General features: G+C 72.3%; 2 protein-coding genes and 2 pseudogenes. All 4 read left to right on the top strand.

The features are described 5' to 3' along the window. Position 1 precedes the first annotated feature (1 nt). Entirely contained in the window at positions 2-5,032 is a 5,031-nt protein-coding gene (locus M3Q35_RS14265; RefSeq protein ID WP_476408949.1) for an SDR family NAD(P)-dependent oxidoreductase, read from the top strand. Beyond that, entirely contained in the window at positions 4,924-5,364 is a 441-nt protein-coding gene (locus M3Q35_RS14260; protein ID WP_273942223.1) for an acyl carrier protein, read from the top strand. The genes M3Q35_RS14265 and M3Q35_RS14260 overlap by 109 nt, the downstream gene beginning before the upstream one ends. Positions 5,365-5,424: 60 nt before the next feature. Beyond that, a pseudogene (locus M3Q35_RS14255) lies at positions 5,425-10,182 on the top strand (type I polyketide synthase); the annotation flags it as partial. A gap of 33 nt (positions 10,183-10,215) precedes the next feature. After that, a pseudogene (locus M3Q35_RS48875) lies at positions 10,216-12,878 on the top strand (type I polyketide synthase); the annotation flags it as partial. Positions 12,879-12,882 lie beyond the last annotated feature (4 nt).

Here is a 12,882-nt window from a genome sequence, read left to right as displayed (position 1 = left end):
CGTGACCGCGGACCTGCACGACACCCGGCTGCGGTTGCAGACGGTGGAGGAGGCGTCGCACGAGCCGGTCGCCATCGTCGGCATGGGCTGCCGCTACCCGCAAGTCTCCTCGCCGGAGGAGCTGTGGCAGGTGGTCGCCGAGGGCCGCGACGTCATCGGGGACCTGCCGACGGACCGGTCCTGGAACCTCGACACCCTCTACGACCCCGATCCGGCGACGCCCGGCACCACGTACGCTCGCGAGGGCGGATTCGTCGACACCGCAACGCATTTCGACGCCGGGTTCTTCGGGATCTCGCCGCGGGAGGCGGCGGCGATGGACCCGCAGCAGCGGCTGGTCCTGGAGACGGGCTGGGAGGCGCTGGAGCGCGCCGGCATCCCGCCGACGTCACTGCACGGCAGCGATGCCGGTGTCTACATCGGTACCGGCATGCAGGACCACATCATTCATCTGCAGAAGTCCCGGCAGGAGGCGGAGGGTTTCGTCGGCACCGGCAACGCCATTTCGGTGGTGTCCGGCCGGCTGTCCTACACGCTCGGGCTTGAGGGGCCCGCCGTCAGCGTGGACACCGCCTGTTCGTCCTCGCTGGTGGCGCTGCATCTCGCGGTCCAGGCCCTGCGGGCCGGCGAGTGCTCGCTGGCCTTGGCCGGCGGGGCGACGGTGATCAACACGCCGGTGATGTTCGTGGAGTTCAGCCGGCAGCGCGGCTTGTCCCCGGACGGCCGCTGCCGGTCCTTCGCGGCCGACGCGGACGGCACCGGGTGGTCGGAAGGCGTAGGCGTGCTTGTCCTGGAGCGGCTGTCGGACGCGCGGCGGCACGGGCGTCAGGTGCTCGCCGTCATCCGCGGCTCGGCGGTCAACCAGGACGGCGCCTCGAACGGTTTGACGGCGCCGAATGGTCCGTCGCAGCAACGGGTGATCCGGCGGGCGTTGACCGCCGCCCGGCTGGCCGCCGACGAGATCGACGCCGTGGAGGCGCACGGCACGGGGACTCGGCTGGGAGATCCCATTGAGGCACAAGCATTGTTGGCGACCTACGGTCAGGGCCGGCCGGCCGATCGGCCGTTGTGGTTGGGATCGCTGAAGTCGAACATCGGGCATGCGCAGGCCGCCGCGGGTGTCGGCGGTGTGATCAAGATGGTGATGGCGTTGCGGCATGGGGTTCTGCCGCGGACGTTGCACGTGGACGAGCCGACGCCGGAGGTGGACTGGTCGGCCGGTGAGGTGCGGTTGCTGACCGAGCAGCGGGAGTGGCCGCGCGCGGATCGGCCGCGGCGGGCGGGTGTGTCGGCGTTCGGTATCAGCGGCACCAACGCCCACCTGATTCTTGAGGAAGCCCCGGACCACGAAGACGTTGCCGCACAGGCACTTCCGCACCTGCCGTGGGTGATTTCCGGACGGAGCAAGCAGGCGCTGCGGGCGCAGGCGGCGCGGCTGCGGGACTGGGCCGCGGCGCATCCGGACGTGGCAGCCGAGGAAGTCGGTCTGGCCCTGGCCACGCGGCGGTCGGTATTCGACCACAGCGCGGTGATCATCGGCGCCGACCATGGCGAACTGCTGAGCGGGCTGTCCGCCCTGAGCGAGGATCGGCCGGCGTCGGGCGTCCGCCTGGAGACGGCGGCCGGCGGCGGTCTGGCCTTCGCGTTCACGGGACAGGGCTCCCAGCGCCCGGGCATGGGACGCGGCCTGTACGAGAATTTTCCCGTGTACGCCAAGGCATTTGACGAAGCGTGCGCGGCGCTGGACCCGTATCTGGAGCATCCGCTGGCGTCGGTCGTCCTCGGCGACGATCACGCCGAGGCGCTGACGTCGACGGCCTACGCGCAGCCGGCCCTGTTCGCCGTGGAAACGGCGCTGTTCCGGCTGATGGAGTCGCTCGGCGTCCACCCGAGTGTGCTGATCGGGCATTCGGTGGGCGAACTGTCCGCCGCCCACGCGGCCGGCGTCCTCTCCCTGTCGGACGCGGCCCGGCTCGTGACGGCCCGCGGGCGGCTGATGCAGTCCGTGGCCGAGGACGGGCGGATGCTGGCGATCCAGGCCTCGGAGGACGAGGTGGTGGCCGAGCTGCCGCCGGCCGACGGCGTGGCGGTGGCCGCGGTGAACGGGCCCGAGTCGGTGGTGGTCTCGGGCCGCACCGAGGCCGTTGCGGTGCTGGCGAAGAAGTTCGCCGGCCGTCGGACCCGCTACTTGGACGTGAGCCACGCCTTCCACTCGCCGCTGATGGATCCGGTGCTGGACGAGTTCACCCGGATCGCGGCCTCGGTCACCTTCCGGCCGGCGACGATTCCCGTCGTCTCCAACGTGACCGGCGAGCTGGTCGGCGACGACCGGCTCGGGGACCCGGCCTACTGGGCCGACCACATCCGGGCCACGGTCCGGTTCGCCGACGGCGTTCGGACGTTGGCCCGCGAGCAGGTGGACACCGTGCTCGAACTGGGCCCGGACGCCGCGCTCACGGCGCTCGGCGGCGACATCCTCGACACGGCCGCTTTCATCGCCACCCTCAGCCGCAAGCACGACGAGACGTCCACCTTCCTGACGGCCTTGGCCCGCCTGCACGCCCGCGGCATTCCCGTCCAGTGGCCCGCCATGCCGTCGGAATGGCCGGACCTGCCCACGTACGCCTTCCAGCGGGAGCGGCACTGGCTGGACGGCGTGGCGGAGACCGACGTCGCGGGCACGGGCCTGACCGGCATCGGCCATCCGCTGCTGCTGGCCGAGACCGCGCTGCCGGGCGCGGATGGCGTCGTCCTGACCGGCCGCCTTTCGTTGCAGGATCATGGCTGGCTCGCCGATCACGCCGTGATGGGCGTGGTGCTGGTGCCCGGCGCGGGGCTGTTGGACATGGCGTTGACCGCCGCCGGGCACGCGGGCTGCACCCAGGTCGAGGAGCTGACGCTGGAGAGCCCACTCATCCTTGACGAGCAGGGGGCCCGCTCCGTGCAGGTGCTGGTCGGCGCGGCCCAGGAGTCCGGCCGGCGGGCGATCACGATCCACTCGCGGCCGCAGGACGGCGATGCCTGGACACGCCACGCCACCGGGCTGCTCGGTATCGGCCCGCAGGACGAGCCGGACTCCACGGAAGCCTGGCCGCCGACCGGCGCCGTTCCCGTCCAGGTCGACGATCTCTACCTCCGGCTGACCGAGGGCGGCGTCGACTACGGACCGTCGTTCCGGGGACTGCGGGCCGCCTGGCGGCTCGGTGAGGAGTTCTACGCCGAGATCGACCTCCCGCACCTGTCCGATGTGGACCGATTCGCGCTGCATCCCGCGCTGCTGGACGCGGCACTGCATTCGCTCGCCCTGCCCGGCGCGATCCTCAGCACGGGTCAGGCGCACCTGCCGTTCTCGTGGACCGGCGTGCGGCTGCACGCGATGGGGGCCGACGCTTTGCGCGTACGGGTCCGGGCCACGGGGGCGAGCAGTGTCAGCCTGGCGCTGTCCGACGCCACTGGCCGTCCGGTCGCGACCGTCGGCGAACTCGCCCTCCGTCCGGTGTCCCAGGAGCAGTTGCGGAGCGCTGAAGGCACCTCCCTCTACACCGTGGAATGGCCGGCGAAGGAGCTGCGCGCGGAGACACAGACCTGGGCGCTGGTCGGGGATGCCGCTGAGTTCGAGGGCGTGCGGCGTTACAGCAGTCTCGCGGCGATCGACGACGTTCCGGAAGTGGTTCTCGTGCCGTGCTTCCCGCCGGCCGGCTCGACCGACCTTGTCGTACGGGCGCATGACTACGCCGCGACCGTACTCGGCATCGTGCAGACATGGTTGGGGGACAAGCGTTTCGAGTCTTCCCGGCTCGTGCTGGTCACCCGGGGCGCGGTCATGCCCGACGCCGACGACGAACTGGGCAGCCTCGCTTGGGGCCTGGTCCGGTCCGTGCAGAACGAGCATCCGGGCCGGGTGGTGGTGGCCGATATCGACGACGATCCGGCGTCCTGGTCCGCGCTGCCCGGGGTGCTCGCCGACGACGAGCCCCAGGTGGCCGTGCGCGGTGGCGTCACCCACGTGCCGCGCCTGACCCCGGCACGCGCCACGGCGGAGCGGCCGGTTCCCTTTGACAGCAACGGAACCGTGCTGGTCACCGGCGGCACGGGAGGGCTCGGCAGTCTGCTGGCCCGGCACCTCGTCGTCCAACACGGTGTGCGGCATCTGCTGCTGACCAGTCGTCGCGGTCTTCACGCGCCTGGCGCCGTCGACCTCGCCGACGAACTGACCGAGTTGGGCGCGGAGGTGACAGTCGCCGCGTGCGACATGGCTGACGCCACCGCCGTCGAGGACCTCATCGGCTCGGTGGCCGCCGGCCATCCGCTCACCGCCGTGATCCACACCGCCGGTGTCCTGGACGACGCCCTGATCGAGGATCTCACGCCGGAACGGATGAGCACGGTGTTGCGGCCGAAGGCCGATGCCGCCGTCGTCCTCGACCGGGCGACCCGGCACCTGGATCTGGCCGCGTTCGTGCTCTACTCCTCGGTCGGCGGCACCTTCGGTGGCCCGGGCCAAGGCAACTACGCGGCCGCGAACGCCTTCCTGGACGCGCTGGCCCAGCGCCGTCGCGCCGACGGCCTCCGCGGACTCTCGCTGGGCTGGGGGCTGTGGAGCGACACCACCGGCATGGCCGCCGAGATCGGCGCCACGCACGTGGACCGGCTCAACCGCTCCGGACTGGTCACGATGTCCCCGGCCGAGGCGCTGGCGCTGTTCGACACGGCGATCCGTGGCGAGTACGGGCCGCTGGTCCTGCCCGTGCGGCTCGACCTGCCCGCACTCCGGTCCCGCGCCACTGCGGGGCGCTGCCGTCGGTGCTGGCCGATGTGGTCCGCGTCCCGGTGGGCCCGACCCGTGCCGCGAAGAGCGGCAAGGCGTCCGGGGTCACGCTGCGGGCGAGTCTGTCGGGGCTGTCGCAGGATGAGCGCCGCCGGATGCTGCTGGGCGTCGTGCACGAGAACGTGGCCGCCGTGCTGGGTCACCGTCAAGGCGGGGCAATCGACGACGAACAGCCGTTCAAGGATCTCGGGCTCGACTCCCTGACCGCGGTGGAGCTGCGCAACGGCCTGGCCGCCGCCACCGGCCTGACCCTCCCGGCCACCCTGCTGTTCGATCTGCCCTCGCCGTCGGCGCTGGCCGACCACCTGCTGACCCGCCTTGGTGTGCCGGAGGGCAAATCCCCGGTGGCCGAGGCGGTCGACCACCTCGCGGCCCTGCTCGGTGACGTCGAGGACCTCGAACGCAGCCAGGTCACCGCCCGGCTGCGCGCCCTGCTCTGGCGGCTCGACGACGGGGCCGAGGGCACAACGGACCCGGCCATCGCCGCTGACGACGACATCTTCGCGCTCGTGGACCGGGAGCTGGGCCTGGCGTGAGCCAGGTCCGAACCCGTCGAGCCCCGAACCTCCAAGGAGCACCCCGTGTCCACCGCGCAGCCGACCGAAGAGAAGTACCGCGACTACCTCAAGCGGGTGACCGCCGACCTGCGGCAGACCAAGCAGCGTCTGCGAGCCGAACGGGACCAGGCCGCCGAGCCCATCGCCATCGTCGGCATGGGCTGCCGGTTCCCCGGCGGCGTGCGGTCGCCCCAGGACCTGTGGGAGCTGGTGGCGGCCGAGGTCGACGCCATCGGCCCGCTGCCGGCCGACCGGGGCTGGCCGCTGGACACCCTCTACGACCCCGATCCGGACCGGCCCGGCAAGAGCTACGTCATGGAGAGCGGGATCCTGCACGACGCCGCCGGATTCGACGCCGAGTTCTTCGGCATCTCGCCGCGTGAGGCCCGCGCGATGGACCCGCAGCACCGGCTGCTGCTCGAAGTCGCCTGGGAAGCCCTCGAACACGCGGGAATCCCGCCGACCTCGGTACGGGGCAGCGCCACCGGCGTGTACGTCGGGCTCTCGCCCTTCGGCTACGGACCCCAGTCGGCCGAGGTCCCCGCCGACGCGGAGGGCCACGTCGTGACCGGCGGTGCGCCGGCCGTTGCCTCGGGACGCATCTCGTACCTGTTCGGTCTCGAAGGACCGGCGATGACCGTCGACACCGCCTGCTCGGCCGGGCTGGTCGCGCTCCATCTGGCGTGCGAGTCGCTGCGCCGGGACCAGTGCGACCTGGCCCTGGTCGCCGGGGCGGCGGTGATCGCCACCCCGATGGTCTTCACGGAGTTCAGCAAGCAGCGGGCGCTGGCCCGGGACGGGCGCTGCAAGGCGTTCTCGGCCGACGCCGACGGCACCAGCTGGTCGGAGGGCTGCGGTGTGCTCGTCGTCGAGCGGCTGTCCGCGGCCCGCCGCAACGGCCACCAGGTGCTGGCCGTCGTCCGGGGCTCGGCCCTCAACCAGGACGGCGCGTCGAACGGCCTGACGGCGCCGAACGGGCCGTCGCAGCAGCGGGTGATCGAGGCCGCGCTGACCGCCGCCCGGGTCGCCGCCGACCAGGTGGACCTGGTGGAGGCGCACGGCACCGGCACCCCGCTCGGCGACCCGATCGAGGCCCAGGCCCTGCTCGCCACGTACGGACAGGGCCGCGCCGCCGACCGCCCGCTGCGGCTCGGCTCGCTGAAGTCCAACATCGGCCACACCCAGGCCGCCGCCGGCATCGCCGGGGTCATCAAGACCGTCATGGCGATGCGGAACGGCATCATGCCCAAGACCCTCCACGTGCAGCGGCCGACCACGCAGGTCGACTGGTCGGCCGGCCGGGTCGAGCTGCTCCGCGAGGCGCTGCCCTGGCCGGACGTCGACCGGCCCCGCCGGGCCGCGGTGTCCGCGTTCGGCGTGAGCGGCACCAATGCCCACGTCATCCTCGAACACGACGCCCGCGCCGCGGAGCCCGACACCGAAGCCGGGCCTCGGGGGCCTGTTCCCGTTGTCCTGTCGGCGAAATCGCCCGCCGGTCTCGCCGCGCAGGCGGACCGGCTGCACCGGCACCTGCTGGCCACGCCCGACGCGGAACCGGCCGACGTCGCCTGGTCGCTGGCCACGACCCGCGCGCATCTGCACCATCGGGCCGCGGTGGTGGCCTCGGACCGCACGGCCCTGCTGGCCGACCTGCGGCGCCTGGCCGACGGGGCCGACCTGCCGCGCACGGTCGTCGCCGGCCGGGCGGCGGCGGGTCGGAAGGTGGCCCTGATGTTTCCGGGCCAGGGTTCGCAGTGGCCGGGTATGGCCCGCGAACTGCTCGCGTCGGCCCCGGTGTTCGCCGAGTCGCTGCACGAGTGCGCCCGGGTGATCGACGAACTCACCGACTGGTCGCTGCTCGACGTCATGACCGGCACCGATGACCAGCGCTTCGACGAGGTCGACGTCCTCCAGCCCGTCCTGTTCGCGGTCATGGTCTCCCTGGCGAAGCTCTGGCGCTCCTACGGCGTCGACGTCCATGGCGTGGTCGGCCACTCCCAGGGGGAGATCGCGGCGGCCTACATCTCGGGCGCGCTGTCGCTGGCCGACGCCGCCCGGATCGTGGTCACCCGGTCCCGGCTCCTGACCAAGGTCGCCGGCCGTGGCGGCGCGCTGGCGGTCGGGCTGTCCGAGCAGGCCGCCATGGACCGGATGACGCCGGAGGGCACGCTGTCCATCGCCGCGGTCAACGGGGCGGATTCGGTCGTCGTCTCCGGCGAGGCCGTTGCGCTGCGGGCTTTCCAGGACGGCTGCGAGGCCGACCGGGTGTGGTGCCGGCGGGTCGACGTCGCCGGCATCGCCGCGCATTCGGCCGAGATCGAGTCCGTACGGGACGAACTCCTCGCTGCCCTGCAAGGCATCGAGCCACGCGAGGCGGCCGTGCCGTTCTACTCGACGGTCACCGGCACCCGGCTCACCGGCCGGGAGCTGGCTCCCGAGTACTGGTACCGGAATCTGCGGGAGACCGTGCGATTCCTGGACGTCACCGAGCTGTTGGTGGCCGACGGCTTCGGCTTCTTCATCGAGACCAGCCCGCACCCGCAGCTGACGGTCGGCACGAACCAGACCCTCAAGGCCTTCGGGTCCGACGGGACGGTCCTCGGTTCGCTGCGCCGCGACTCGGGCGGTCCGGAGCAGATGCTGCTGTCCCTGGCGGAGGGCTACGTCAACGGCCTCCCGGTGGACTGGACGCGCGTGCTTTCGGGTCGACGGATTCCGTTGCCTACCTACGCCTTCCAGCACGAGCACTACTGGCTCACGGACACCGCCGGCGCGGTGACGGAGACCGATGCCCGGTTCTGGGACGCCGTAGAACGCGAAGATCTGGGGCTGCTGGCGCAAGAACTCGGCACGGACGCGGGCATCGCCGAGGCCCTGCCCGCGCTTGCCCGCTGGCGGCGAGAGAAACGTCACCGGTCGCGGCTGGACTCCTTGCGCTACCGGATCGACTGGCGGGCCGTCACCGATTCGCCCTCGGCGGCCAAGGTCCCGGGCCGGTGGCTGCTGGTGGGCGACGACGGCCGGGCCAAGGAAGTGGCGCGGCTGTTCGAGACGGCCGAGGTGCTGTCCGCGGTCGACGCGGACCGGGCCGAACTGGCGGAACGGCTCGGCGGGGCGTTCGACACCGTGGCCTACGTCGGCCAGGACGCCGAACAGCTCCTCGTACTCGTGCAGGCCTTGGGGGACAGGGACATCACCGTGCCGCTGTGGTGTCTGACGACGGGCGCGGTCAGCACCGGCCCGTCCGACCCGCCGGCCGACCCGCACGGTGCGGCCCTGTGGGGGCTGGGTCGCGTCGTCTCGCTGGAACGGCCGGACCGCTGGGGCGGCCTGGTTGACCTGCCCGACGCGCTCGACGACCGGTCCGCCGGACTGCTCGCCGGCGTGCTGGCGACCGCCGGTGACGAGGACCAGCTGGCCGTCCGGTCGAACGGCGTATGGGCTCGACGTCTGGCCCACGCCCCCGCGACATCGCCGGGGGAGTGGAAGCCGTCCGGCACCGTGCTCATCACGGGCGGAACGGGGGCCATCGGCGGCGCGGTGGCCCGCTGGCTGGCCGAGCAGGGCGGCTGCTCGCTGGCCCTGATCTCCCGTCGTGGCAGCGACGCCCCCGGCGCGGCGGAGCTCGCGGCCGACCTGACGGGAACGCCGTACCGGATCATCGCTGCCGACGTCGCCGACCACGCCGCCATGGCGCAGGTGCTGAAGGACGTCACTGCGGAGCTCGGCCCGGTGCGCTCGGTGTTCCACGCCGCCGGCGTCCCGCAGAGCACGCCGTTGGAGGACATGACGTCCGACGAGTTCCGTGCGGTCGTCTCGGCCAAGATCGACGGCGCCCGGGTGCTCGACGAGCTCCTCGACGAGCTGGACGCGTTCGTCGTGTTCTCATCGATCGCCGCCGTCTGGGGCAGCTCCCGCAGCGGCGCCTACGCCGCCGGCAACGCCTACCTGGACGCACTCGTCGAGCAACGCCGGGCCCGCGACGCCGCCGGCACCTCGGTCGCCTGGGGTTTCTGGGGCGACGGCGGCATGGTCGACGCCGAAACGGCCCCGCTGCTGCGTCGCATCGGCCTCGTCCCATTGAGCCCGCAGGACGGCATCGCCGCACTGCACCTCGCCCTCGCGAACGACGACGTGGCCGTGGCGGTCGCCGAGGTCGACTGGGAGCCGTTCGCCGCCACGTACACCGCTGCCCGGCCCCGTCCGCTGATCGAGGGTCTCGAGGAAGTCCGCCAGGTTGGTGAATCCGCGCCGCCGGCGGAGTCCGTGCCGGCCGAGGTGTTCCGCCGTCAGATGCTGGCCCTGGAATCCGCGCAACGGCTGACCGTGATGACCGATCTCGTACGAGCCGAGGCGGCGGCGCAGCTGGGCTGGGACGATCCGGAGCACATCCAACCCCACCGCGCCTTCAAGGACCTCGGGCTCGACTCCCTGGCCTCGGTCGGCCTGCGCAAGCGGCTGGACGGCAAGACGGGGCTCACGACTCCGGTGACGCTGGCGTTCGACCACCCGACACCGGCCGAGGCCGCCGCCTTCCTGCTCGAACTCCTGCTGCCGGACGGCGATCGGTCGGTCAGCGTCGAGGACGAGCTCGACCGTCTGGAGACGGCGCTGGCCGGTTCGGCGGCGGCCTCGGTCGTTCGGGCCCGAATCACCATGCGCCTGTCGAGCATCCTGGCCCGCTGGAAGGAAAACGGGCCGTCAGAAGCCGATGAGGAGACCGCCGACGAGGGACTGGCCGACGCCTCCGACGACGAACTGCTCGACGCGCTCGGCCGCGAGTTCGGCATCTCCTGACCGTGTTCCGGCCCGCCACGAAAGGCTTCTCCCGTGCCCCAAGACAAGAGCGTGTCCGACGGACGGATGCGGCATTTCATCACCGAGCTCACCGCCGAGCTGCGCCAGGCCAAGAAGCGGATCAGCGCCTACGAGGCCGGGGAGAACGAGCCGATCGCCATCGTCGGGATGGGCTGCCGGCTGCCCGGCGGCGCGACCAACCCGGCCGAGCTGTGGGAACTGGTCGCCGCCGGCACGGATGCCGTCGGCGCCTTTCCCACCGACCGGGGCTGGGACACCGAGCGGATCTACGACCCGACGGGTGAGCAGCCCGGGACCACCCGCGTCCTGGAGGGCGGTTTCGTCCACAACGCCAGCGGTTTCGACGCCGGGTTCTTCGGCATCTCACCGCGGGAAGCGGTCGGCATGGACCCGCAGCAGCGGCTCCTGCTGGAGACGACCTGGGAGGCCGTCGAGGACGCCGGGATCCTCCCCGCCGACCTCCGGGGCAGCCGCACTTCGGTGTACGTCGGCGCCGGCACGCAGGGCTACGGCTGGAACATGTACGGCGACGAGCAGGACGCCGAGGACCACAGCGTCATCGGCGTCACTACTTCCCTTGTGTCCGGGCGTATCGCCTACACCCTCGGCCTGGAGGGGGCGGCGCTGACCATCGACACGGCCTGCTCGTCCTCGCTGGTGGCGCTGCACCTCGCGTGCCAGTCGCTGCGCCGTGGCGAGAGCGACCTGGCCCTGGCCGGCGGCGTGACGGTGATGGCCGCGCCGACGGTGTTCGTCGAGTTCACCAAGCAGGGCGGGCTGGCGGCCGACGGCCGCTGCAAGTCCTTCTCCGACGACGCCGACGGCACCGGCTGGGCCGAGGGTTCCGGCGTGCTCGTCCTGGAGCGGCTGTCCGCCGCCCGCCGCAACGGCCATCAGGTCCTGGCCGTGATCCGCGGCTCCGCCGTCAACCAGGACGGTGCGTCCAACGGACTGACCGCCCCGAACGGTCCGTCCCAGCAGCGAGTCATCCTCGACGCGCTGGCCGATGCGCGGCTGACACCAAGGAAATCGACGCCGTCGAGGCGCACGGCACCGGCACGACGCTCGGCGACCCGATCGAGGCCCAGGCCCTGTTGGCCACCTACGGCCGCGACCGGGATCCCGAGCAGCCGCTCTGGCTGGGCTCGCTGAAGTCGAACATCGGGCACAGCCAGTCCGCGTCGGGCGTGTTGGGCGTGATCAAGACCGTGCAGGCCATGCGGCACGCGATCTTGCCGTCGACGCTGCACGTGAAGACGCCGACGACCGCCGTGGACTGGACTGCCGGGGCCGTCCAGCTCCTGACCGAGTCCCGGCCGTGGCCGAGCGAGGGACGCCCGCGCCGGGCCGGTGTCTCCTCCTTCGGGATCAGCGGCACCAACGCGCACGTCATCCTCGAGGAGGTCGCAGCCGAACCCGAGGTGCACGAACCCGCCCCGGCCGGCCCGGTGCCGCTGCTGCTCTCCGCACGGTCGGGGCAGGCCGTGCTGGACCAGGCGGAGGCGCTGCGCGCGCACCTGCTGAGGCGCCCCACGGAGGACCTGGCCGACGTCGCCCGGTCGTTGGCCACCGCCCGAACCCTGTTTGAACACCGCGCTGTCGTCGTCGGTGAGACCCGTGACGCCGTTCTCGACGCGCTGTCGTCCGTGAACCCGGTGCTCTCGGGCGCCGGCCGGGTAGCGGGTCTGTTCTCCGGCCAGGGGGCGCAGCGGCCGGGTATGGGCCGTGAACTGGCCGCGCGGTTCCCTGTGTTCGCCGACGTACTGGCCGAGGCCTGCGCCGCGGCGGACCCGTTGTTGGGCCGCTCGCTACGGGACGTGATGTGGTCCGAGCCCGCGGAAGTGTTGGCGCGCACGGAGTTCACCCAGCCCGCGTTGTTCGCGTACGAGGTCGCGTTGGCCCGGCTGTGGCAGTCATGGGGTGTGGAGTTCACCGTGCTGGCCGGACACTCGGTCGGTGAGATTGCTGCCGCGGTGGTGGCCGGAGTGTTGTCCCTTGCGGACGGGGCCAGGCTGGCGGTGATGCGGGGCCGGCTGATGCAGGCGTTGCCCGAAGGCGGCGCCATGGTCGCCATCGCCGCCAGCGAGGTCGAGGTCGAACTCCTTGTCGCAGGGGAACCTTCGGTCGCGATCGCCGCGGTCAACGGCCCGGCGGCGGTCGTGGTGTCCGGCGTCGAGGACGCCGTCCTGCGGATCGCCGACTACTGGCGTGAGCAAGGCCGTCGGACCACCCGGTTGCGGGTGAGCCACGCGTTCCACTCGCCCCTCATGGAGCCGATGCTCGACGAGTTCGCGGCCGTCCTCGGCGAGCTGACCTTTCACGAGCCGGCCATCCCGCTCAGCCCGTCGGCGGCGACCGACCACCCCTTCGCGTCCGTGGCGTACTGGCTCGACCACGCCCGCCACGCCGTGCGCTTCGCCGACGCGATCCAGGCAATGCCGCCGGTTGACGTCTTTCTGGAACTGGGCCCGGATACCGCGCTGACGCCGTTGCTGACCGGGGACCGACCGGCCGTGGCCGGCGCCCGTCGGGACAAGCCCGAGGTGCTCACCCTGCTCCAGGCCGTCGGGCAGGCCCACATCCATGGTGTGGCCGTGGACTGGCCGGCCCTGCTCGGCACCGGACGGCGGGTGCCATTGCCCACGTATCCCTTCCAGCGGCAGACATATTGGCTCGGTG

Source organism: Kutzneria chonburiensis (assembly GCF_028622115.1).
GTDB lineage: Bacteria > Actinomycetota > Actinomycetes > Mycobacteriales > Pseudonocardiaceae > Kutzneria > Kutzneria chonburiensis.
This window is presented reverse-complemented; position numbering and strand designations above follow the sequence as displayed.

What these genes read in the sequence shown, in the direction of transcription:
- M3Q35_RS14260 (WP_273942223.1), top strand. Translation starts at nt 4,924, where the DNA reads ATGCTGCTGGGCGTCGTGCACGAGAACGTGGCCGCCGTGCTGGGTCAC.